The organism is Fusobacterium ulcerans (assembly GCF_003019675.1).
Lineage (GTDB): Bacteria > Fusobacteriota > Fusobacteriia > Fusobacteriales > Fusobacteriaceae > Fusobacterium_A > Fusobacterium_A ulcerans.
Map to the genome: position 1 here is coordinate 1,923,732 of NZ_CP028105.1, position 22,683 is coordinate 1,946,414.

The 22,683-nt window shown below is 31.3% G+C and carries 24 protein-coding genes; 22 read left to right on the forward strand and 2 right to left on the reverse strand.

The annotated features are described in order from the left end of the window. Positions 1 to 315 precede the first annotated feature (315 nt). The 18 genes from C4N20_RS08985 to murI all read left to right on the forward strand — a co-directional run bounded on the left by C4N20_RS08985 (position 316) and on the right by murI (position 15,720). Complete coding sequence (locus C4N20_RS08985; protein WP_106878571.1) at positions 316 to 1,341, forward strand: type IV pilus twitching motility protein PilT; 1,026 nt, start codon at positions 316 to 318, stop codon at positions 1,339 to 1,341. Then, positions 1,341 to 1,943, forward strand: a complete 603-nt coding sequence (locus C4N20_RS08990) for a sugar O-acetyltransferase (RefSeq protein WP_005979215.1) — start codon at positions 1,341 to 1,343, stop codon at positions 1,941 to 1,943. The genes C4N20_RS08985 and C4N20_RS08990 overlap by 1 nt, the downstream gene beginning before the upstream one ends. Next, the gene (locus C4N20_RS08995; RefSeq protein WP_005979217.1) at positions 1,937 to 3,340 is read left to right on the forward strand and encodes a coproporphyrinogen III oxidase; all 1,404 of its coding nucleotides are present in this window, start codon (positions 1,937 to 1,939) and stop codon (positions 3,338 to 3,340) included. Before C4N20_RS08990 ends, C4N20_RS08995 begins: the two co-directional genes overlap by 7 nt. Further along, on the forward strand, positions 3,341 to 3,865 hold the full coding sequence (locus C4N20_RS09000) for a ComEA family DNA-binding protein (protein ID WP_005979219.1): 525 nt from the start codon (positions 3,341 to 3,343) through the stop codon (positions 3,863 to 3,865). A gap of 11 nt (positions 3,866 to 3,876) precedes the next feature. Further along, a complete protein-coding gene (hslO, locus tag C4N20_RS09005) occupies positions 3,877 to 4,770 on the forward strand; it encodes an Hsp33 family molecular chaperone HslO (RefSeq protein ID WP_005979221.1) in 894 nt (297 codons plus the stop codon). Next, positions 4,771 to 5,529, forward strand: a complete 759-nt coding sequence (locus C4N20_RS09010; protein ID WP_005979223.1) for a TatD family hydrolase — start codon at positions 4,771 to 4,773, stop codon at positions 5,527 to 5,529. Between the two features lie 16 nt (positions 5,530 to 5,545). Beyond that, positions 5,546 to 6,367 (forward strand): putative RNA methyltransferase, encoded by an 822-nt coding sequence (locus C4N20_RS09015; RefSeq protein WP_005979225.1) that lies wholly within the window; start codon positions 5,546 to 5,548, stop codon positions 6,365 to 6,367. 17 nt (positions 6,368 to 6,384) lie between these two features. After that, positions 6,385 to 6,768, forward strand: coding sequence for a holo-ACP synthase (acpS, locus tag C4N20_RS09020; protein ID WP_005979227.1), 384 nt, complete (start codon positions 6,385 to 6,387; stop codon positions 6,766 to 6,768). Continuing rightward, complete coding sequence (locus C4N20_RS09025; RefSeq protein ID WP_005979229.1) at positions 6,755 to 7,219, forward strand: NADH-quinone oxidoreductase subunit NuoE family protein; 465 nt, start codon at positions 6,755 to 6,757, stop codon at positions 7,217 to 7,219. Before acpS ends, C4N20_RS09025 begins: the two co-directional genes overlap by 14 nt. 20 nt (positions 7,220 to 7,239) lie before the next feature. Then, positions 7,240 to 8,341 (forward strand): peptide chain release factor 2 gene (prfB, locus tag C4N20_RS09030; protein ID WP_106878572.1). Its coding sequence is split into 2 segments (ribosomal slippage): positions 7,240 to 7,311 and positions 7,313 to 8,341, totalling 1,101 coding nucleotides; the frame shifts between segments, so codons are not numbered across the junction. 70 nt (positions 8,342 to 8,411) lie between these two features. After that, entirely contained in the window at positions 8,412 to 9,926 is a 1,515-nt protein-coding gene (gene gltX / locus C4N20_RS09035; RefSeq protein WP_005979233.1) for a glutamate--tRNA ligase, read from the forward strand. 141 nt (positions 9,927 to 10,067) lie between these two features. Then, complete coding sequence (locus tag C4N20_RS09040; RefSeq protein WP_005979237.1) at positions 10,068 to 10,646, forward strand: tetratricopeptide repeat protein; 579 nt, start codon at positions 10,068 to 10,070, stop codon at positions 10,644 to 10,646. A gap of 77 nt (positions 10,647 to 10,723) precedes the next feature. Continuing rightward, a complete protein-coding gene (locus C4N20_RS09045; protein ID WP_005979239.1) occupies positions 10,724 to 11,269 on the forward strand; it encodes a J domain-containing protein in 546 nt (181 codons plus the stop codon). A gap of 90 nt (positions 11,270 to 11,359) precedes the next feature. Further along, a complete protein-coding gene (gene glmU, locus C4N20_RS09050; protein WP_005979241.1) occupies positions 11,360 to 12,709 on the forward strand; it encodes a bifunctional UDP-N-acetylglucosamine diphosphorylase/glucosamine-1-phosphate N-acetyltransferase GlmU in 1,350 nt (449 codons plus the stop codon). Positions 12,710 to 12,712: 3 nt separating this feature from the next. Beyond that, positions 12,713 to 13,690, forward strand: coding sequence for a ribose-phosphate diphosphokinase (locus tag C4N20_RS09055; RefSeq protein WP_005979243.1), 978 nt, complete (start codon positions 12,713 to 12,715; stop codon positions 13,688 to 13,690). A gap of 125 nt (positions 13,691 to 13,815) precedes the next feature. Then, entirely contained in the window at positions 13,816 to 14,466 is a 651-nt protein-coding gene (locus C4N20_RS09060; protein WP_005979245.1) for an L-threonylcarbamoyladenylate synthase, read from the forward strand. Continuing rightward, positions 14,466 to 14,903, forward strand: coding sequence for a hypothetical protein (locus C4N20_RS09065; protein WP_005979247.1), 438 nt, complete (start codon positions 14,466 to 14,468; stop codon positions 14,901 to 14,903). Before C4N20_RS09060 ends, C4N20_RS09065 begins: the two co-directional genes overlap by 1 nt. Positions 14,904 to 14,928: 25 nt before the next feature. Further along, entirely contained in the window at positions 14,929 to 15,720 is a 792-nt protein-coding gene (gene murI / locus C4N20_RS09070; RefSeq protein ID WP_005979249.1) for a glutamate racemase, read from the forward strand. Positions 15,721 to 15,740: 20 nt separating this feature from the next. Here the strand turns inward: murI and C4N20_RS09075 are convergent, their stop codons facing one another. Continuing rightward, on the reverse strand, positions 15,741 to 16,658 hold the full coding sequence (locus tag C4N20_RS09075; protein ID WP_005979252.1) for an aminoglycoside phosphotransferase family protein: 918 nt from the start codon (positions 16,656 to 16,658) through the stop codon (positions 15,741 to 15,743). A 23-nt stretch (positions 16,659 to 16,681) separates the two neighbouring features. After that, the gene (gene trpS / locus C4N20_RS09080; RefSeq protein WP_005979254.1) at positions 16,682 to 17,668 is read right to left on the reverse strand and encodes a tryptophan--tRNA ligase; all 987 of its coding nucleotides are present in this window, start codon (positions 17,666 to 17,668) and stop codon (positions 16,682 to 16,684) included. A 147-nt stretch (positions 17,669 to 17,815) separates the two neighbouring features. Here trpS and C4N20_RS09085 point away from each other — a divergent pair, with 147 nt between their 5' ends. The 4 genes from C4N20_RS09085 (at position 17,816) to mglC (ending at position 22,681) form a co-directional block, all read left to right on the forward strand. Beyond that, positions 17,816 to 18,763: an ROK family protein gene (locus C4N20_RS09085; RefSeq protein WP_005979255.1), complete on the forward strand. Its 948-nt coding sequence runs from the start codon at positions 17,816 to 17,818 to the stop codon at positions 18,761 to 18,763. Between the two features lie 222 nt (positions 18,764 to 18,985). Next, on the forward strand, positions 18,986 to 20,023 hold the full coding sequence (gene mglB / locus C4N20_RS09090; RefSeq protein WP_005979257.1) for a galactose/glucose ABC transporter substrate-binding protein MglB: 1,038 nt from the start codon (positions 18,986 to 18,988) through the stop codon (positions 20,021 to 20,023). Positions 20,024 to 20,140: 117 nt separating this feature from the next. Further along, a complete protein-coding gene (mglA, locus tag C4N20_RS09095; protein ID WP_005979258.1) occupies positions 20,141 to 21,643 on the forward strand; it encodes a galactose/methyl galactoside ABC transporter ATP-binding protein MglA in 1,503 nt (500 codons plus the stop codon). An 18-nt stretch (positions 21,644 to 21,661) separates the two neighbouring features. Continuing rightward, positions 21,662 to 22,681, forward strand: a complete 1,020-nt coding sequence (gene mglC / locus C4N20_RS09100) for a galactose/methyl galactoside ABC transporter permease MglC (protein ID WP_005979260.1) — start codon at positions 21,662 to 21,664, stop codon at positions 22,679 to 22,681. Positions 22,682 to 22,683: the final 2 nt, after the last annotated feature.

Below are 22,683 nucleotides of genomic sequence, written 5' to 3' on the forward strand. Positions count from 1 at the left end.
AAATCCTCCTGTAATTAAAAAATGCTGGATAAAACAGTTGGGCTTTATCCAACCATCTTATCCAGCATATAAAATTTTCTATATACCCTCCGATGAACTAACTAAGTATACAATATTTCAGTCGAATAATCAAGAAAAAGATATGTGTATATAAATAAAAATAAAAAATATACTGTATTGTTTCCAATAGTTAGACCTGAATGAAAAATCGTGATATAATTACCTAGAAAAATAGTTTTAAAAAGAGTCAGCAGAAGACAAAGGGTATAAAATATGCTATAATATAAAGTAAAAATTTATCTAAGGGAAGGTATAATGATTTTATTAGATATCTTAGAAAAAGGACAGAAAAAAAGAGCATCAGATATTCATCTTGTGAACAATGAAAAAGTGATCTATAGAGTAAATGGAGAGTTGATAAGAGATGATGAATTTGATAAAGTTTCAGAAGAATTTTTAATAAATTCTATAAGAGAGATATTAACAGAAAAGCAGAAAGAAATATTTGAAAAGAATAAAGAAATTGACATAGCATTTGAAGATATAAAAAAAAGAAGATACAGAATAAACTTGTATAATGAAAAAGGATATCCAGCATATTCTATAAGAATTTTAACAAAAAAGATACAGAGTTTTGAAGAACTGAATCTTCCAAAATCATTGAAAAATATGATAAGATATAAAAATGGGCTGGTACTTATAACAGGACCTACCGGAAGTGGAAAAAGTACAACTTTATCAGCTATGATAGAAGAGATAAATAAGAGGGAATCTTTAAGTATAGTAACTATTGAAGATCCTGTTGAATATATTTTTGAAAATAAAAAAAGTTTGATAAGGCAAAGAGAGATAGGGAGAGATACCCTGTCTTTTGCAAATGCTTTAAAAAGTGTTCTCAGGCAAGATCCCGATATAATAATGGTAGGAGAACTAAGGGATAAAGAGAGTATAGAAGCAGCTCTTACAGCAGCAGAGACAGGACACCTTGTGTTCAGTACTCTTCATACTAATGGTGCAGCAGAAACAATCAATCGTCTTATAGATGTTTTTTCAAAAGAAAAACAGGAACAGATAAAAGCTCAGCTTAGTTTAGTACTGAGAGGTATTGTGAGTCAACAGTTATTGCTGGATAAAGAAAATAAAATTATTCCAGCTTTTGAAATACTTTTTGTAAATACTGCCATATCTAATCAAATAGCCTCTGGGAAAATAAATCAGATACTTACAGCTATTGAGACAGGACAGAAATATGGAATGATATCTATGAGAGAATATATTTCCAATATGCATAAAGATGGGGTCATAAATAAAAAAGAATATGATGAAAAAAGAGGGAACTAATGAATAGAGAGAAAGAGAGAATGCTTTCAGGAAAATTATATCAGGGAAATACTGAGGAATTGGTTGCTGAAAGAGCTGAAGCAAAGAAAAAATGTTTTGAAATAAATAATATCTCTCCTGAAAAATCTCACGAAATAATGCAAAAGGTAAGGGAACTTTTTGGAGAAACTGGAGAAAATACTTCTGTTAAAACTCCGATTATGTGTGATTATGGATATAATATTTCACTGGGAGAAAACAGTTTTATAAATCATGACTGCATATTTCTTGACATAGGAAAAGTAAAAATAGGAAAAAATGTATTGATAGGTCCAAGAGTATCATTTTTAGCTGTAAATCACCCTCTGTTTCCAAGTGAAAGAGAAACGGGATATGAATATGGAACTCATATAACAATAGAAGATGGTGTATGGATAGGTGGAGCAGTTACAATAAATGATGGAGTAACCATTGGAAAAAATAGTGTAATAGGTTCTGGAAGTGTAGTTGTAAAAGATATTCCTGAAAATGTTATAGCAGTTGGAAATCCATGCAGAGTATTAAGAAAAATTGATGAAAAAGATAAGATGATGAAAGAATTTCATTTGGAGGAAAAGTGTTAATTAATTCAGATTTTGAAATAAATATCAGGAGTATAGAGGAATTTGCAAGGGTAATGGTCCCAGAGGCACTGGATAAAACTATGAATCTTACCATGAAAGAAACTTCTGATACAATAGAAATAGATATGGAAATAGATGGGAGAAAAGGAAATTTCATTTATGCAAATCAAGAGGATAAAATAGATGAGCAGAAACAGACTATGGTGAAAATACTTCTGCTGAAAGTATATAATAAAGAGTATTCTTGGGGTGGGCTTATGGGAGTAAGACCTACTAAAGTATTGAGAAGACTTCTGTCTTTAGGATATTCATATGAGCAGGCAGAAGATATGCTTAGGGATTTCTATATTGTAAGTAATGAGAAAATAGAGCTCCTTATAGATACTGTGAAAAAAGAGCTGGAATTTTTGAATAGAGAGTATATAAATCTATATATAGGAGTGCCTTTCTGCCCAACTAAATGTAAGTACTGTTCATTTGCTTCTTATGAAATAAATGGAGGAGTAGGAAGATACTATAAAGGATTTGTTGAAACTTTGCTGGAAGAGATAGAAATGGCAGGAAAGTTTTTGAAAGATGAAGGATATAAGATAGAATCTATCTATATAGGTGGAGGAACTCCAAGTACTCTTACAGAAGAGGATTTAGAAAAAGTATTAAGAAAAGTAAATGAAAATATTGATATGACTTATCTGAAAGAATTTACTTTTGAAGCAGGAAGAGAAGATTCTCTTACTGAGAAAAAACTGGAGCTTGTAAAACAATATGGTGCTGATAGAATAAGCTTGAATCCTCAAACTTTCAATGAAGAAACTTTAAGAAAAGTAAATAGAAATTTTAATAGAGAAAATTTTGATAAATATTTTAAAATAGCCAAAGAGATGGGCTTTATAATAAATATGGATCTGATAATAGGGCTTCCAGATGAAACAACAGAAGATGTACTTCACACATTAAATGAGGTAGAAAAATATGATATAGAAAACCTTACTGTGCACTCTTTAGCATTTAAAAGAGCCTCTAAGCTTTTTAAAGAGGATAAAAGCAGAAAAGAACTGGACAGGGAAATAATTGAGAAAAGAATAAGAGAACTTACAGAGAAAAAACAGATGAAACCATATTATATGTACAGACAGAAAAATATTATGGAATGGGGAGAGAATGTAGGTTATGCAAAAGAGGGAAAAGAATCAGTATTCAATATAGAGATGATAGAGGAAAATCAATCAACTATGGGATTGGGTGGAGGAGCTATTACTAAAATAGTAATAGAAGAAACTGAATTTAGAGACTATATTGAAAGAATAATTAATCCTAAAGATCCAGCATTGTATATAAAAGAGATGAAAGAAAGAATGGAGAGTAAATATAAATTATTTAAAAAAGGAGAAAAATAGATGAAAAGCTGTAAAGGTATACTTATTGCAGTTATGCTTGCAATTATCAGCAGTTTTACTTTTGGAGAAGATGAAACATCAAAACCATTTAAATTGATAATGAGTGAAAATATGCTTGAAAAAAAAGATAATCTTATTGATATAAATAGTGCTTCTAAAGAAGAGATGGTATCTCAAGGAATTGGAATAGGATATGTTGGTAAGATTTTAAGCTACAGAGAAAAAACAGGTGGTTTTGAAAAGCTGGAAGAGATGAAAAGAATAAAAGGGATAGGAGATGCAACTTATGAAAAACTTTCTAAAAAGTTTAAGATAGAAAGTGAAATTGAGAAAAGTTCCCTTTACATAAATGAAGCTAATGATGAACTTTTAAAATATTTTGGCTTTGAGAAAAAAGAGATCAAAAAAATTAGAGAATATATTAATAAGAATAAAAGAATAGATAATAATATTCAATTAATGGAGATACTTTCAAAGAAAAGATATGAAGAATATAAAGAAATAATTAAATACGATAAATTTTAGAGGTGATATAAATGGGTAAAATAATAAGAGGAGTAAGTAAAAATGCCAGATTTTTTCTGGTGGATTCAACAGATATAGTACAGGAGGCATTGGATATTCATAAATGCAGTCCTACTGGAATAGACGCTTTTGGAAGACTTCTTACAGCAGGAGTAATGATGGGAAGCACTTTAAAAGGAAAAGATTTATTAACTTTGAGAACAGATACTGATGGACTGCTTAATAATATGGTAGTTACAGCAGATTCTGAAGGAGGGGTAAAGGGATATGTTTCTAACCCTTCAGCTGATGTGACACTAAAAGATAATGGAAGATCAAATGTAGGAGCTTTAGTTGGAAAAGGAATGCTGAGAATAATAAAAGATATGGGATTAAAAGAACCATATGTTGGAATGTCTCCAATAGATTCAGGAGAGATAGCTCAGGATTTGGCTTACTATTTTTTCAATTCTGATCAGACGCCAACTGTAATAGCATTAGGAGTTAATTTAAAAGATGAAAAAACTGTAGCTTGTGCTGGAGGATATATGATACAGCTTCTTCCTGGGGCAGAGGAATGTTTTATAGAAGCTTTGGAAGAAAAAATAAATGCAATCAGACCTATGACTGAACTTATGATGGGCGGAATGGATCTTAAAAGAATCTTGAAGCTTCTGTATGAAGATATGAGCAGTGAAGATAATGAAAAATTGATTGAGGAATATGAAATACTTGAAGAAAAAGAAGTAGAATATAATTGTAATTGTGATAAAGATAAATTTTATAGAGGACTTATCACTCTTGGTAAAAAAGAATTGAATGAAATATTTGAAACACAGGAATTTCTAGAAACTGAATGTCATTTCTGTGGAAAAAAATATAAGTTCACTAGGGAAGATTTTAAAGATATTTTAGAGGTGAAATAAATGAAACTTATAGATTCTCATGCTCATATGGATTCTGAGCAATTTAATTCAGATAGAGCAGAGGTATTTCAAAGAATAAAAGATAATATGGATTTCATAGTCAATATAGGGTATGATATAGAAAGCAGCAAACAAGGTGTTGAATACAGTAAAAAATATGATTTTATATATGCTGCTGTGGGAATACATCCTGATGATATAGAGGGATATGATGATAAACTTGAACAGGAATTGGAAGAACTGGCTAAGAATGAAAAAGTGCTGGCTATTGGAGAAATAGGACTGGACTATCACTGGATGACTCGTCCGAAGGAAGAGCAGCAGGAGATATTCAGAAGACAGATGAAAGTGGCAGAAAGAGTTGGAAAGCCAGTGGTAATACATTCAAGAGATGCTATAGAGGATACTGTGAAAATATTGAAAGAATTTCCTTCAGTAAAAGGAATATTTCACTGCTATCCAGGATCAGTGGAAACAGCTCTTCAAGTAATAGATAACTACTATTTTGGTATTGGAGGGGTTCTTACTTTTAAAAATGCAAAAAAACTGGTTGAAGTAGTGAAGAATATACCTTTAGAAAAATTAATTCTTGAAACTGATTGTCCATATATGGCTCCCACTCCATTTAGAGGGAAAAGAAATGAGCCTGTATATGTGGAATATGTAGCTAAAAAAATAGCAGAGATAAAGGGAATAACATATGATGAAGTAGCAGAAGCTACAAATTTAAATACAAGAAAAGCCTATAATATGGCATAGGAATGAAGGGGAAAAAATGATAATTTGTCCTGTTTGTAAAAAAGTTTTAAACAAAGAAGGAAAAACGTATAGATGTGAAAATAATCACTGTTTTGATGAAGGGAAGCAGGGGTATCTAAACCTTCTTCTTTCAAATCAGAAGCACAGTAAAGCTCCTGGTGATGATAAGGAAATGGTGCTCAGCAGAAAGGGATTTCTAGAGAAAGATTATTATAAAATAATATCGGAGACAGTAAATAGATTAGTTTTAGATAATAGATCATCTGATGATGCAGAGATACTGGATATAGGATGTGGAGAAGGATACTATACTGGAAGATTAAAAAAATCTCTTGAAGAAAAGGGGATAAAATCTAATATAACAGGGATAGATATTTCTAAAGAGGCAGTAATATGTGCTGCAAGAACATATAAAAATATAGACTGGATAGTAGCCAGTGCAACTAATATTCCTTTGGAAGATGAATCGCTGAACTATATAATCTGTATGTTTGCCAAAATAATTCCAGAAGAGAAAATGAGAACATTAAAAAAAGGTGGAAAACTGATAATAGTTTCTACTGGAGAAAATCATTTGTTGGAATTAAAAAAAGTTGTGTATGATAATGTAAGAACAGAATTTTATTCTCCAATAGAGGATCTGAAAATATTCAAGCATATAAAGACAGTAAACTGTACAGGGAAATCTTTCATAAAAGAAAATGAAAGTATAAGAAATCTTTTTGATATGACTCCATATAAATGGAGAAGTCCAAAAGAAGGCGTGGATAAACTCTTTGCATTGAATGAGTTGGAAATAACTATTGATGTGAATATAGATATTTTTGAGAAAGAATAATCCTCAAGGAGAAAAATATGATTCTAGGGATAGGAAATGATATTGTAGAGATAACAAGAATAGAAAAAGCTATATCTAATGAAAAATTCAAAAAGAGAGTATATACAGAAAAAGAGATAGAGATTACAGAAAAAAAAGGCAGTAAAGCTGCCAGTTATGCTGGAAGATTTTCAGCAAAAGAAGCAATATCTAAAGCATTGGGAACAGGGGTAAGAGATTTTAATCTGACTGATATAGAAATATTAAATGATGAACTGGGAAAGCCATATGTTGTATTTAAAAATATATTAAAAGACAAAATGGCAGGTATGAGAATGGAAATATCCATTTCTCATTCTAAAGAGTATGCAACAGCAGTAGCAGTTATGTTTAAAAGGAGTGCTGAAGATGGAAGTAAATAAAGAGTTTTATACTGAACTGGAAGAATTTATCAATGGATTGAAGGACAAAAAAAATGATGTAAAAATTCTTAACTTTGTATTGGAAAAGCTGGATGCTATTCCAGTAGAGGTACAAAAATTTATAGCAGATAAAACGGGATTACTTGAAATATCAATAGAAAATACAATAAATTTTTACCCTAAATTTAGAAATAAAGCTGGTGGGAAAAAAATTAAAGAAGTTTCTATATGTGTAGGAATGACTTGTGGTGTATATGGAAAAGGATTTTATGATGAGTTGGCTGAAATATTAGAAGTAGATGAAAATGGAGTATCAAAAGATGGAAAGATACTTTTAACAACAAAAAGATGTTTTGGAAGATGTAATAAAGGTCCAAATGTTTCAATTGACGGGGAAATTTATAGTATGATGACTATGCCTGAATTGAAAAATAGATTGGGATTGAAATAATATAATTAAGGAGGAAAAGTTTGGATATATTAGACATAAAAAGAGAATTCTCTGAATATAAGCAAAAAATAAGTGATATAAGGGGGTCTCTTTGACCTAGAAAAAAGAGAAAAAAAGATATCAGAGCTTGAGAAAATGACTATGGAAGAAAATTTCTGGAATGATAAGAGAAGCAGTTCAGCTATTATAAAAGAGATGAATGATGAAAAGGAAATTGTAGCTGAATTTAAAAAACTGGAATCAGAAATGGGAGAAGAGGAAGTATTAATAGATTTTGTTGAGATGGGTGAAGCAGATTTTCAGACTGAGCTTGAAGAAAAACATATGATACTTGGAAAAGATATAGATCACTTTGATACAAGACTTCTTTTAGATGGAGAATTTGATTCTAATAATGCTATTGTTACTATTCACTCAGGAGCTGGAGGAACAGAAGCTTGTGATTGGGCAGATATGCTCTACAGAATGTATTCAAGATGGTGCAATGAAAAAAAATATAAAATAAGTGAAATGGATTTTATGCCTGGAGACAGTGTGGGAATAAAATCTATAACTTTTCTTGTAGAGGGCAGAAATGCTTATGGATATATGAAAAGTGAAAAAGGAATTCACAGACTTGTAAGAATTTCTCCTTTTGATGCCAATAAAAAAAGGCATACATCTTTTGCTTCAGTGGAAGTTATGCCAGAAGTAGATGAAAGTGTAGAGGTAAATATAGATGCTGGAGATTTGAGAATAGATACATACAGAGCCAGTGGAGCTGGAGGTCAGCATGTAAATATGACAGACTCAGCAGTAAGAATTACTCATATTCCAACAGGGATAGTTGTTACATGCCAAAGGGAAAGATCTCAGTTGAATAACAGAGAAACAGCTATGAAAATGTTAAAATCTAAATTGATTGAACTTGAAATGAAGAAAAAAGAAGAAGAAATGAAGAGAATACAGGGAGAACAAAGTGAAATAGGATGGGGAAATCAAATAAGATCATATGTATTCCAGCCTTACACTTTGGTGAAAGATCACAGAACATCAGCTGAATCAGGAAATATCAAGGCTGTTATGGATGGAGACATAGATATTTTTATAAATACATATCTAAGATGGAATAAAACAAAATAATCCTTTAAAAATGATAAAAATTGTGGTAAAATTTGTATTAAATTATTAAAACTTAAGAGGGGTGGAAAAAATGGAAAAGAGAGTAAGAACTAGAATAGCACCATCACCTACTGGAGATCCTCATGTAGGGACTGCGTATATAGCGCTTTTCAACTTAGCATTTGCACATATTAATAACGGAGACTTTATTTTAAGAATAGAGGACACTGATCAGAATAGATATACTGCCGGTTCAGAACAGATGATTTTTGATGCGTTAAAGTGGCTTGATCTGACTTATGCAGAAGGTCCAGATGTAGGAGGACCTTATGGGCCATACAGACAATCAGAGAGATTTGAACTTTATGGTGACTATGCAAAACAATTAGTAGAAAAAGGTGGAGCATACTATTGTTTCTGTACACAAGAAAGACTTGAAAAATTAAGAGAAAGACAAAAAGCTATGGGAAAAGCTCCAGGGTATGATGGACATTGCAGATCATTAACTCCTGAAGAAATTCAAGCTAAATTAGCTGCTGGAGAACCATATGTAATAAGATTAAAAATGCCTTATGAAGGTGAAACTATCATAAAAGACAGACTGAGAGGAGATATCGTATTTGAAAATAATAAGATAGATGATCAAGTGCTTTTAAAAGCAGATGGATATCCTACTTATCACCTTGCCAATGTAGTTGATGACCATTTAATGGAAGTTACTCATGTAATAAGAGCAGAGGAATGGATAGCTTCAACACCTAAACATATTCAGTTGTACAAAGCTTTTGGATGGGATGCACCAGAATTTATTCATATGCCTTTACTTAGAAATGCAGACAGAACTAAAATATCTAAGAGAAAAAATCCTGTATCATTAAACTGGTATAGAGATGAAGGATATCTTAAAGAAGGTATAGTAAACTTCTTAGGACTTATGGGATATTCATTTGGAGAAAATAAAGAAATATTTACATTGGAAGAGTTTAAAGATAACTTTAATATAGATAAAGTATCTCTTGGAGGACCTGTATTTGACCTTGTGAAACTAGGATGGGTAAATAATCAGCATATGAGAATGAAAGATCTTGATGAACTTTCTAAATTAGCTGTTCCTTTCTTCCAACAGCAAGGACATGTGGGAGAAAATGTTTCTGAAAAAGAATATGAAGCTATTGTTAAAATAGTTGGAATATTAAGAGAAAGTGCTCAAACTCTAAAAGAGATTGCGGTAGAAGCAACAGCTTACTATCAGGATGAATTTGAACTTCCAGAAGTAAATGAAGAAATGAATAAAAAAGAGAGAAAAAGTGTAGAAAAATTATGTTCATCTATAGAAGATCCAGTTGGAAAAGAATCTATAAAATTATTTATGGACAAACTTGAGAAATGGGAAAAAGATGAATTTACAGTAGATGAGGCAAAAGATCTATTACATCATACAATGGATGAAATAGGAGAAGGACCAGCAAAAGTATTTATGCCATTGAGAGCAGTAATTACTGGTCAAGCTAGAGGAGCTGACCTTTTCAATGTTCTTTACATAATAGGAAAAGAAAGAACATTAAAAAGAATGAAGACTATGATAGCTAAATACAACGTTCTTTAATATGAAGGATAAAAGGGAAAGAGTAAAACTCTTTCCTTTTTTTGTAATATTTAAGTAAAAGCAGAAATTGTTTTTACATGAAGAGAATTTATGTTATAATATTCTAGGAGCAAATCTTTTTAATAGGAGGATGATCACAAGTTGTTAAAAACAGAATTATTAAAAACTGAGATATTCAGGGATTATAGTGATAAAGATCTGGTTAAAGAGGAAGAGGAAATAAGATTTTCACTTTTAGAAAATCCTCAAAACATAGAAAATTTAAAAAGTTTAGCAGCAATATTATATTATAAAAGAGACTATAATGGAGCAATCAAGTTATACGAGAAGATAGTGAACACGAATCCTGAAAATGCAGATTATGCAGCTTTTTTAGGATATCTTTATTATGAAAATGAAAATTATGAGAATGCTATTGATTATTTCAACAAGTCATTGGAAATAGCACCAGATAATTCATTTGCTCATTTTCTTCTTGGAAATACTTATTCTAGAGCAGGACTTATAAAAGAAGCCATTAACAGCTATGATTTTGCTATATTTTTGGACTTAGATATTTATACTGCACATTTAGACTTTGCAAAAAAATATGAGGCAATAGGTCAGAAGCAAAGAGCTTTAAAAGAATATATCATAGCTTATGAAATAGACCCTAGAGAAAAGAGTATTATCAATAAGATAAATGAATTAAAAGCGGATATAGGATCTAAGAAATATTAAAAATTTCTAATAGAAGGAAAAGTGTTTCTTTTCTTTCTATTTTTACTTTTTAATATTTAATTTTTAAAGGAGAAAAAATGATATATAGTGTTTCATTAGTATTTATACTAATAATATTTTTATTTATAGGGATGGCATTTGGATTTAACAGAGCAGTAGCTCTTATTCCAGTTTTGTTTATCCTCTTCTTAATTGTTGCGTTTTTTGGATGGTTTGCAGTAAACTTTTTTTGGCTGATACTTCTTGTAATGCTGATAAATTATATTAAAAATCAAAATCAGCCTAAAGGCACTAAAAAAAGAACGTATTACTATAAGTTTGAAAGAACAGAGGATTTTGATGATTTTTTTCGTCAGGCTGGTCAACAAAATGGAGGGTATTCTTATGGGGGAAATTCTGGAAATCCCTTTGGATATGCTGAAGATAAAACAAAATATTATAAAATTTTAGGTGTTAACTCTAATTCAACAAAAGAGGAGATAAAAAAAGCTTATAGAGATCTTGTAAAACAGCATCATCCTGATAGGTTTACCAATGCAAGCGAGGCAGATAAGAAATACCATGAAAATAGAATAAAAGAGATAAATGAGGCTTACGATAAATTGTCAAAAGATTTTTCTTAGCTTGAAATGATTTATAAGCTATGCTATAATTATATGGGTTTAAGTTTAGTAAAAAATTTAACTTATTCTTAACAGACAAAGGAGAAAAAAATGAAACTGAAAACATTGATTCTTGCTGCTGGAAAAGGTACTAGAATGAAGTCAGAACTTCCTAAAGTTATTCATGAGGTAAATGGAATTCCAATGATTTCTAAAATAATCAAAGTTTTAGAGGTTTTAAAACCTGAAGAAAACATACTTATTTTAGGACATAAAAAAGAAGAAGTTTTGAAAGTGGTAGGAGAAGATGCAGATTATGTAGTGCAAACTGAGCAACTTGGAACAGGACATGCAGTGCTGCAAGCAAAAGATAAATTAAAAGACTATGATGGAGATGTAATGGTACTGTGCGGAGATACTCCTCTGTTAAGAGAAGAAACTTTGGAAGAACTTTATAAATTCCATAGAGATACAGATTCAGTGACGACAATACTTACTTCTATCTATGATAATCCATTTGGTTATGGAAGAATAGTGAAAAAAAATGGATTAGTTAAAGCAATAGTTGAAGAAAAAGAGGCAGATGCTGAAATTAAGAAAATAAAAGAAGTAAATGCTGGAGTTTACTGTTTCAAAGGAAGAGAACTTTTTGATGCTCTTTCAAAAATAACTAATAACAATGAAAAAGGGGAATATTACCTCACTGATGTAATAGGTATACAAGTAGGAGAAGGGAAAAAAGTACAAAGTTTTGTGTTGAATGACAATATAGAAATATTGGGAGTAAACTCAAAAGTAGAACTTGCTCAGGCTTCAAAAGTATTGAGAGATAGAAAAAATATAGATCTTATGGAAAAAGGGGCTATCCTTATAGATCCATCAGCTGTATATGCAGAAGAAGATGTAGTGGTAGGACGAGATACTGTTATTTATCCTGGAGCAATACTGCAAGGTAAAACAGTAATTGGTGAAAATTGTCAAATTTTAGGAACTACTAGAATAATAGATAGTACTTTAGGAAATGATATCAAAGTGGAAAGTTCTGTAATAGAGGAAAGTATACTGGAAGACGGAGTAACTATGGGACCTTTTGCACATTTGAGACCAAAAAGCCATTTAAAAGAAAAAGTACATGTGGGAAACTTTGTAGAAGTGAAAAAATCTACTCTGGAAAAAGGAGTAAAAGCTGGACATCTAACTTATTTGGGAGATGCTCAGATTGGTGAGGACACAAATATTGGTGCTGGAACTATAACTTGTAATTATGATGGAAAAAACAAGTTTAAAACTGTTATAGGAAAGAATTCTTTTATTGGAAGTGATTCTATGCTGGTAGCTCCAGTAATCATTGGAGAAAATGCTCTGGTAGGAGCAGGATCAGTAATAACTAAGGATGTTCCTGATAACTCATTGGCTGTATCGAGAAGTAAACAAATTATTAAAAATGATTGGAGGAAATAAAAAATGGTTAAATCTGAAAATGTTAAGATTTTTGCTGGGACATCAAATGTGGCTTTGGCTACAAAAATCGCTGAGAGGTATGGACTGCCACTAGGAGAAGCAGAAGTAGTTAGATTTAAAGATGGAGAGGTTTTTGTTAAAATTGATGAAACAGTTAGAGGTAGAGATGTGTTTGTTGTACAATCAACTTCAGAACCTGTTAACGAAAATTTAATGGAACTTTTAATTTTCATCGACGCATTGAAAAGAGCATCTGCAAAAAGTATCACTGTCATCATTCCTTACTATGGATATGCAAGACAAGATAGAAAATCTAGTCCTAGAGAACCAATTACTTCTAAATTAGTAGCAAATTTATTAACAAAATCAGGGGCTAACAGAATTGTTGCCATGGACCTACATGCTGATCAAATACAAGGATTTTTTGACATCCCAGTTGATCATATGCAAGCTTTACCATTAATGGTAAAATATTTCATGAAGAAAGGGCTTTATGGAGATGATGTAGTAGTAGTTTCTCCAGATATTGGTGGAGTAAAAAGAGCTAGAAAATTAGCTGAATGGCTAGATTGTAAAATAGCTATCATCGATAAAAGAAGACCTAAACCAAATATGTCAGAGGTTATGAATCTAATAGGAGAAGTTCAAGGAAAAACTGCTATATTCATAGATGACATGATTGATACAGCTGGAACTATTACAAATGGTGCTGCTGCTATAATTGCAAGAGGAGCAAAGGAAGCTTATGCTTGTTGTACACATGCAGTATTCTCTGATCCTGCTATTGAAAGATTAGCAGAATCTCCTTTAAAAGAAGTTATAGTAACTGACTCTATTGCTTTACCAGAAAGAAAGAAATTAGATAAAATAACTGTTCTTTCAGTTGATGAAATCTTCTCAGAAGCTATTAACAGAATTGTAAATAATCAATCAGTTTCTGAATTGTTTGAAAAAGCTGAAACAAAAAGAAATGTTAAATAATTCACTCACAAAGGTAAAAAAATAATTTTTTCTGATAAAAGCTAGTAGTTTTACTAGCTTTTTATTTGTATATATGATAAAATTATGGATATTTTAATAATGATATGTTAGGTTAGGTGTATAGAATGAACAAAGTAAAATATACTTCTTTAAATGCCGACTATGATGAGATAGGAAGACTATTAAAAGATGGAAATTTAATAATTTATCCTACAGATACAGTGTATGGTGTGGGAGGAATAATAGAATCTGATGAAGCTATAACTAAAGTATATAAAGCTAAAGAAAGAAGTTTTAAATCACCTCTTATTGTTTTAGTAAGTGATGTATCTAAAATAGAAGAAATAGCATATATTGAAGAAAAAAATAGAGAAAAAATAGAAAAACTGATAAAAAAATTCTGGCCTGGAGGACTTACTATTATACTGAATAAAAAAGAGAATGTTCCAGATATAATGGTATCAGGTGGAAAAACAGTAGGAGTCAGAATGCCTGATCTTGATACTGCTTTAAAGATAATTGAAGCAGCTGGAGGATTACTTCCTACTACAAGTGCGAACATATCTGGTGAGGCCACACCAAAAAGCTATGAGGAACTTTCAGAGGCTTTTAAAGAGAGAGTGGAGATATTAGTTGATGGAGGAAAATGCCCAATAGGAAATGCCTCAACTATAATAGATATGAGTGACAAACCAAAGATACTTAGAACAGGAGCCATATCTATTGAAGAGATAGAAAAAATTATTGGAAAATTAAATGGGGAGGAAATAAATTAATGAAAACACAAAGAGTAAATCCAAATGCAATGAATCCTATGCAGATGAATAATATGTCATCTATGATGGGAATGATGAACAGCATTCAAAAAATAGGTAAGGGAAAAAGAAAATATTCTATTATGCTGGACAAAAATAATAAAAAATTCTTAGCTAAATTTATAGATGAAGTAAAAAAACAATTTGCTTCTTCACCTCTAGGAACACAAGGACAAGGGGTTAGTGATTTTTTTGATTATGTTAAAAAAATGTGTGAAGATAAAAATCAAATGGAACTTAAAGTTAGCTTTGAAGAGTATGAGTTTCTTAAAAAGATGGTAATTGATTCTGTAAAAGGAATGGAAGCTATGGAATTTAAATGGTACCAACTTATCAAAAAAGGTATGATAAAAATGATGGTAAAACAATACAGAGAACTTCTGACAAAATTAAAATAAAGTTTGCCTTTATGAAGGGGGAGTAATGAAGAAAGATTACAGTATTGGAGTATTTGACTCTGGAGTTGGAGGCACAACTGTACTAAAGATAATGGCAGAAATATTACCCCATGAAAATATGATATATTATGCTGACAGTGGAAACGCTCCATATGGGAAAAAAACTGTAGAAGAACTGCAAAGTCTATGCTTTAATATAATGGATTTTTTTCTGAAAAATAGATGCAAAGCTGTTGTTATAGCATGCAATACTGCTACAGCTGCCGCTTTAACTGCAATAAAAGAAAGATATGATATACCTGTGATAGGAGTGATAACTCCAGGATCAAAAGCAGCTGCAAATATAAGTAAAAATGGACATATAGCTGTACTAGCAACTCCATTTACTGCTAATTCAAATGCTTATGGAGAGGAAATAAAAAAGTTTGCTAAAAAAGCTTCTGTTTATCAAGAAGGATGCTCTGAACTATGTACTATGATAGAAGAGGGATGGGAAACTTTTGAAGATAGAGGAGAAATTTTAGATGGACATATATCTCAATTTCCAGGATCAGCAGATACATTAGTACTGGGATGTACTCACTATCCTATTATAAGAGAGGATATAGAGAAGTATTTTTCTGGAAAGATAGTTGATCCAGCTAGAGAAACTGTTATTGAACTTATTGAGAGTTTGAGAGATGAAGATATGCTGAATAACTCTAAAGAAAAAGGGAAAATAGAATTCTTTGTTAGTGGAGATAAAGAACAATTCAGAAGGACAGCAGAAAAGTTTTTAGGATTTGAAGTAAAAAAACTTTATCAAATAGAAAAATAATTAAAAAAAAGAAGTATCCTTTAAAAAGATACTTCTTTTTTTGTTATATACCATGACGGAATAATTTTTTCAAATCCATCAAAATGCTTATAAGTTTCATAATATCTATTTTTCATTCCAGTGATTTCATTGTCATCAAAATTTTCAGCCCAAGCTATTGAAATTAAAGATGAAAAAGCACAATAAAAAGAAAAATTTTTCCAAAATTTATGAGGGGGGTCATCATTAAAGTATCCATGAATCTGCCCAATAGAAAATGGAATACTGCTTTCTATACTGAAACTTTGTAGTTTAAAAAACTCTTCATACCTATTACCACAACTATAACGATTAAAGTCAATAACACCTATATGTTCATCAGGGGTAAGAATGAGATTTCCAACATGAAAATCACCATGAAGATAAACAGCAGCAGAGGAATTTGCTAAATCTATATTATCTCTAACATATTTTAAAACCTTAGAATCATTTTTCACTCTGTTGAAACCTTTTTCAAAATTTTCTAATTTCCAAAGAAGATATTTTTCTTTATTTGGAGGGATGTCTTTTTCTTCTACTGGGATAGAATGAATTTTTTTTAATATCTGACCAGCTTCAATTCCTAAAAGATATTGTTTCTTTTCAGATAAATGAGGTAGGATTTCATCTAATGTTTTTCCCTCAATCCAATTTAATATCATATATACATAAGAATCTTCAATATCTTTTCCAAAATATAAAGCCTTAGACATTTGGAAATCTAAGGCATTTACTATTTTTATAAATTCAAATTCTTTTCTTTTATTTTCATAAAATTTGATATCAGAAGTACGTAGAAGAAGCTTTTTATTATCTTTGGTTTCAATGTAATATTTCTTGTCATTTGACCAACCTTTTTTTACCTTAGATATAATTGTCCAATTTTCTGAAGAAGGTATACCTTTAAATGAAAAAAGCATTTCTATCACCTCAAATTTTATTATTATTTATAAGCGTTTCCTATAAGCCCTACAGCTTCTTTAGCTCTCATGATTTTTTCTCTAGCAATAGCTCTTGCTTTTTTAGCTCCCTCATTAAGAACTTCTTGTACATAATCACTGTTTTCCACTAAGTGCTCTCTTCTCTCTCTTGCTTCTCCAAAATATTCAAGGATAGCATTTAAAAGTTCAGTCTTAGCATGACCATAACCAAAGTTTCCAGCAAGGAATTTTTCTTTAAGTTCGTTTTGTTTTTCAATAGAAGCAAAAAGAGCATAAAGTTTTGCTATATTATTATTTGGATCTTTTGGTTCTTCTAAAGGGGTAGAATCAGTAACGATACTCATAACCTGCTTTTTAAGCTCTTTTTTAGAAGCAAACATATTTATTGTGTTTCCATAAGATTTACTCATTTTTTGTCCATCTGTTCCTGGAATAACTGCAAGATTGTCCATGATAAGAGGATCAGGAAGTTTGAAAAGTTCAACTCCATACTGCTGATTAAATTTCATAGCAATATCCCTTGTCATTTCAAGATGTTGTTTTTGATCTTTTCCAACTGGTACTATATCAGTATCATAGATAAGGATATCAGCAGCCATAAGTACAGGATAAGTCATAAGTCCAGCATTTGGAGTGAAGCCTTTAGCTATTTTATCTTTATATGAATGTCCTCTTTCTAACAATCCTACAGGAGTAACATTTGAAAGAAGCCAAGAAAGCTCAACATGTTCTGGTATATCAGATTGAAGAAATATAGTAGACTTATCAGGATCTAATCCAAGAGCAAGATAATCTAATACAATATTGTATGTATTTTCTTTTAAAGATTTTGGATCAGTAAGGGAAGTAAGCGAATGATAGTCAGCGATAAAGTAGAAACCTTCAAATTCACCACTGTTTTGATTTTTTACAAACTGGCTGATTGCACCAAAGTAGTTTCCAAGATGAAGGATCCCGCTAGGTTGAATACCAGATAAACTTCTTTTCATAGAAATTCCTCCTAAAACTAAATATATTCTACATAGTACCATATATATAAAAAAAATTCAATAATACAGCTCTTTTTAAAAAAGAAGTAATATAGTATAATGAAGTAGGCAAACAGAAAAATAGAAAGAAAATTTTGGAGGGATAATATGGATTACTATGTGGGAATAGACTTGGGAGGGACAAATACAAAGATAGGACTGTTAAATATAGAGGGAGATATATTAAAAAGTTCTATAATAAAGACTCTTTCTTCAGAAGGAGTAGATAAGACAATGGAAAGAATATGGGGAGTAATACAAGAACTTGCAAAAGAAGCTAATATAAATATCAAAAATGTAAAAGGAATAGGAATGGGGATTCCTGGTCCTGTGGAAGATCAAAGTATAGTGGCATTTTTTGCAAATTTTCCATGGGGAACTAATGTAAATGTAAAAGAGAAGCTGGAAAAAATAACTGGAATAGAAACTAAATTAGACAATGATGCTAATATCATAGCATTGGGAGAAGCAAAATATGGAGCTGCAAAAGGAAGTAAAAGCAGTGTGACAGTTGCACTTGGAACAGGTATTGGCGGGGGAATATATGTAAATGGAATGCTTGTATCTGGGTTTAAAGGTGCTGGGGGAGAAATAGGCCACATGAAAATAGTAAAAGATGGAAGAGTATGTGGATGTGGGCAGAAAGGTTGTTTTGAAGCTTATGCTTCAGCTACAGGACTAATAAGAGAAGCTGTGTCAAGACTTACTGTAAATAAGCAGAACCTTCTTTATACTATGATTGAAGGAAACATAGCAGGACTTGAAGCAAAAGATATATTTGACGCTGCTAAAGAGGGAGATGCTTTTTCATTGGATCTTGTAGACTATGAGGCAGAATATTTAGCTATGGGTATAGCTAATATTTTAAATATAATAAATCCTGAAACAATAGTTCTAGGTGGAGGAGTTGCTCTGGCTGGAGATATACTATTGGATCCTCTTAGAAAAAAATTAGAAAAATATGCTCTGCCAGTTACATTGGAGGATTTGAAAATTGTTCAGGGAATATTAGGGAATGAAGCAGGAATAAAAGGAGCAGTAGGACTTTTTTCATAAAAACAAGATAAGTTTATAAAAAAGTTTTTAAATAAGTTTGAATTATTTATCTTTAGTTTACAAAGTTTTCAGAATTTTTATGTAAAGATATTGACAAAGATTGAATAAAAGATTATATTAATTAGTGAAAGTATAGTTTTAAAATCTTAGTTTCATAAATAAATTATAAAGTTCTAAAAAAGTACAGAAGAGCTTTATAAAAACTTAGGAGGTATTTTAGCTATGAAAAAAACAAGTTTAATACTAGGGGCACTATTGTTAGCAGCAGGATTAACTGGATGTGGTGACAAAAAAGAAGCTGCTCCAGCAGATACAGCATCAGCACCAAAAGCAGAGAAAAAATTAAGAATAGGTTTCACAGCTTATAAATTTGACGATAACTTTATTGCTTTATACAGAAAAGTAGTACTAGACGAAGCTAAGAAAATAGAAGATAAAGTTGATTTAACAATGGTTGACTCTCAAAACAGCCAACAAACTCAAAATGACCAGATTGATGTAATGCTTTCAAAAGGAACAGATGCATTAGCAGTAAACTTAGTTGACCCAGCAGCTGGACAAACAGTAATGGAAAAAATTAAAGCTGAAAATGTACCAGTTGTATTCTATAATAAAAAACCTGCAAAGGAAGTTTTAGCAGCTTATGATAAAGCTTATTATGTAGGAATCGACCCTAATGCTCAAGGAATAGCTCAAGGGGAACTTATCATGAAAGCTTGGAAAGCTAATCCAGATTTAGACTTAAATAAAGATGGAAAAATCCAATATGTAATGATTAAAGGAGAACCAGGACATCCAGATGCTGAAGCAAGAACTATTTATTCAATCAAAACTTTAAATGATAATGGAATAGAAACTGAAGAATTACATCTAGATGCTGCTATGTGGGATACTGCACAAGCAAAAGATAAAATGGATGCATGGTTATCAGGACCTAATGGAGATAAAATTGAAGTTGTTATCTGTAATAATGATGGAATGGCTTTAGGAGCTATTGAATCAATGAAAGCTGTTGGAAAGAAACTTCCAGTATTTGGAGTAGATGCTTTACCAGAAGCTATTGTTAAGATTGAAGCTGGAGAAATGGCTGGAACTGTTCTTAATGATGCTAAAGGTCAAGGAAAAGCTACTTGGGATATGGTAGTTAATCTAGCAGAAGGAAAAGCTCCAACTGAAGGAACTGAATGGAAATTAGATGAAAAAGAAATTTTAATACCTAGTATTGGAATTGATAAAGATAATGTAGCAGAATTTAAATAAGATAAAATTATATAAATAAATTATTTTGGGAAGAGAAGGGGGATTGTTTTGTAGACACATCTCCCTTTTTCCCAAAAAGGATATAGAAAAGAAAGTTAGTTATAGTGAGGAGACAATATGAAAAATTTAGAATATATGCTAGAAATGGATAATATCTCTAAAGAGTTTCCGGGGGTAAAAGCATTAGATGGGGCTAATTTGAAAGTTAGACCTCACTCTGTTCATGCACTTATGGGTGAGAATGGTGCTGGAAAATCAACTCTGATGAAATGTTTATTTGGAATCTATGAGAAAGATAGTGGAAAGATACTTTTTGAAGGGAAAGAAATAAACTTTACTTCTGCAAAGGAAGCTCTAGATAATGGAGTATCAATGGTTCATCAAGAACTTAATCAAGTACTTCAAAGAAATGTGCTTGATAATATCTGGCTTGGAAGATACCCACAAAAAGGATTTTTTATAGATGAAAAAAAAATGTATAATGACACTAAAAAAATATTTGAAGAACTTGAGATAGATGTAGATCCACGTTCAAAAGTAGCAGACCTAGCTGTTTCAGAAAGACAAATGATAGAAATAGCAAAAGCAGTATCATATAATTCGAAAATAATCGTGATGGACGAACCAACTTCTTCACTTACTGAAAAAGAGGTAGAACATCTGTTTAAAATAATTAATAAATTAAGAGATAGAGGATGCGGAATTGTATATATTTCTCATAAAATGGAAGAGATAAAAGCTATATCTGATGATATAACTATCCTTAGAGATGGTAAATGGATAGCTACAGAATCAGTTGCAGATCTTTCAACTGACCAAATAATAAATATGATGGTAGGAAGAGATTTGACTAATCGTTTTCCTCCAAAAGATAATGTGGTAAAAGAGTGTATTTTAAAGGTTGAAGGACTTACAGCTGCAAAACAGCCATCTATTAATAATATCAGCTTTGAACTTCATAAAGGTGAAATATTGGGAGTAGCTGGACTGGTTGGAGCCAAGAGAACAGATATTGTAGAAACAATATTTGGTATAAGAGAAAAAGCAGCAGGAAATATATTTTTAAATGGAAAGGAAGTTAAAAATAAGACTCCTAATGAAGCAATAGAAAATGGATTTGCTTTAGTAACAGAGGAACGTAGAGCTACAGGTATATACAGTATGCTGAATGTAGGTTTCAACTCAACTATTTCAAATCTTGATAGATATTTAAGTAAATTCCGTTTATTAAGTGATAAGGGGATTAAAAAAGATACTCAATGGGTAATTGACAGTATGAGAGTAAAAACACCTTCTCAATCAACAAGTATAGGTTCTTTGTCTGGAGGAAATCAGCAGAAAGTAATATTAGGAAGATGGCTTTTAACAGAGCCAGATGTACTTATGCTGGATGAACCTACAAGAGGAATAGATGTTTTGGCAAAGTTTGAAATTTATCAGCTTATGATTGAACTTGCTAAAAAAGATAAAGGAATTATTATGATTTCTTCTGAAATGCCAGAACTTCTGGGAGTAACAGACAGAATACTTGTTATGAGTAATGGTAGAGTTGCAGGGATAGTAAAAACATCTGAAACAACCCAGGAAGAAATAATGACTTTATCAGCAAAATATCTATAGAAAAAAAGGGAGAAAAAAATGAATATACGTACAAAAGATGGAAAAATTGATTTTAAAAAATTATTTATACAAAGTGGACTTTATCTTGTTCTTTTCTTAATGCTGATTTTAATAATAGCTAAAGAACCTTCGTTTTTAAGTATAAGAAATTTTAAGAATATTCTTACTCAATCATCAGTTAGAGCAATTATAGCTCTTGGAGTTGCTGGATTGATTGTAACTCAAGGTACTGACCTTTCAGTAGGTAGACAGGTAGGATTTTCAGCTGTTATCTCTGCAACATTGCTGCAGGCCACTACCAATGTAAATAAAGTATTTCCTAATTTAGAGGAATTCCCAGTTATTGGAGCAATTCTAATTGTAATGGTTGTAGGTATGATAATTGGATCAATAAATGGTCTTATAGTTGCAAAACTTAATGTTCATCCCTTTATTGCTACTTTGGGAATGATGACTATTGTTTATGGAATCAATTCATTATATTATGACTATGTTGGTGCTTCTCCAATATCAGGATTCAGTAAAAGTTACAGTTCATTTGCACAGGGATATATAGGAACTCCAAGTTTTAATATGTCTTATCTTATTATATATGCTGCAATTGCTACTGTAATAATGTGGATATTGTGGAATAAAACAAAATTTGGAAAAAATGTTTTTGCCGTTGGTGGAAATCCAGAAGCAGCAAAAGTATCTGGAGTAAATGTAGCTTGGACACTTGTAAAAATATATGCCCTATCAGGAATGTATTATGCTTTTGGTGGACTGCTTGAAGCTGGGCGTATTGGATCAGCTACAAACAACTTAGGAAATATGTATGAAATGGATGCCATTGCAGCCTGTGTTATTGGTGGAGTTTCATTCTATGGAGGAGTTGGAAAGATATCTGGGGTAATAACAGGAGTTATCATCCTTACTGTTATCAACTATGGTTTGACTTATGTAGGAGTAAGTCCATACTGGCAATATATCATAAAAGGTATGATAATTGTAGCTGCTGTGGCATTTGATGCTATCAAATACTCTAAGAAAAAATAGTT

Coding starts and splice junctions, on each gene's coding strand:
- C4N20_RS08985 (WP_106878571.1), top strand. CDS start 316: ATGATTTTATTAGATATCTTAGAAAAAGGACAGAAAAAAAGAGCATCA.
- C4N20_RS08990 (WP_005979215.1), top strand. CDS start 1,341: ATGAATAGAGAGAAAGAGAGAATGCTTTCAGGAAAATTATATCAGGGA.
- C4N20_RS09000 (WP_005979219.1), top strand. CDS start 3,341: ATGAAAAGCTGTAAAGGTATACTTATTGCAGTTATGCTTGCAATTATC.
- hslO (WP_005979221.1), top strand. CDS start 3,877: ATGGGTAAAATAATAAGAGGAGTAAGTAAAAATGCCAGATTTTTTCTG.
- C4N20_RS09010 (WP_005979223.1), top strand. CDS start 4,771: ATGAAACTTATAGATTCTCATGCTCATATGGATTCTGAGCAATTTAAT.
- C4N20_RS09015 (WP_005979225.1), top strand. CDS start 5,546: ATGATAATTTGTCCTGTTTGTAAAAAAGTTTTAAACAAAGAAGGAAAA.
- acpS (WP_005979227.1), top strand. CDS start 6,385: ATGATTCTAGGGATAGGAAATGATATTGTAGAGATAACAAGAATAGAA.
- C4N20_RS09025 (WP_005979229.1), top strand. CDS start 6,755: ATGGAAGTAAATAAAGAGTTTTATACTGAACTGGAAGAATTTATCAAT.
- gltX (WP_005979233.1), top strand. CDS start 8,412: ATGGAAAAGAGAGTAAGAACTAGAATAGCACCATCACCTACTGGAGAT.
- C4N20_RS09045 (WP_005979239.1), top strand. CDS start 10,724: ATGATATATAGTGTTTCATTAGTATTTATACTAATAATATTTTTATTT.
- glmU (WP_005979241.1), top strand. CDS start 11,360: ATGAAACTGAAAACATTGATTCTTGCTGCTGGAAAAGGTACTAGAATG.
- C4N20_RS09055 (WP_005979243.1), top strand. CDS start 12,713: ATGGTTAAATCTGAAAATGTTAAGATTTTTGCTGGGACATCAAATGTG.
- C4N20_RS09060 (WP_005979245.1), top strand. CDS start 13,816: ATGAACAAAGTAAAATATACTTCTTTAAATGCCGACTATGATGAGATA.
- C4N20_RS09065 (WP_005979247.1), top strand. CDS start 14,466: ATGAAAACACAAAGAGTAAATCCAAATGCAATGAATCCTATGCAGATG.
- murI (WP_005979249.1), top strand. CDS start 14,929: ATGAAGAAAGATTACAGTATTGGAGTATTTGACTCTGGAGTTGGAGGC.
- C4N20_RS09075 (WP_005979252.1), bottom strand. CDS start 16,658: ATGCTTTTTTCATTTAAAGGTATACCTTCTTCAGAAAATTGGACAATT.
- trpS (WP_005979254.1), bottom strand. CDS start 17,668: ATGAAAAGAAGTTTATCTGGTATTCAACCTAGCGGGATCCTTCATCTT.
- C4N20_RS09085 (WP_005979255.1), top strand. CDS start 17,816: ATGGATTACTATGTGGGAATAGACTTGGGAGGGACAAATACAAAGATA.
- mglB (WP_005979257.1), top strand. CDS start 18,986: ATGAAAAAAACAAGTTTAATACTAGGGGCACTATTGTTAGCAGCAGGA.
- mglA (WP_005979258.1), top strand. CDS start 20,141: ATGAAAAATTTAGAATATATGCTAGAAATGGATAATATCTCTAAAGAG.
- mglC (WP_005979260.1), top strand. CDS start 21,662: ATGAATATACGTACAAAAGATGGAAAAATTGATTTTAAAAAATTATTT.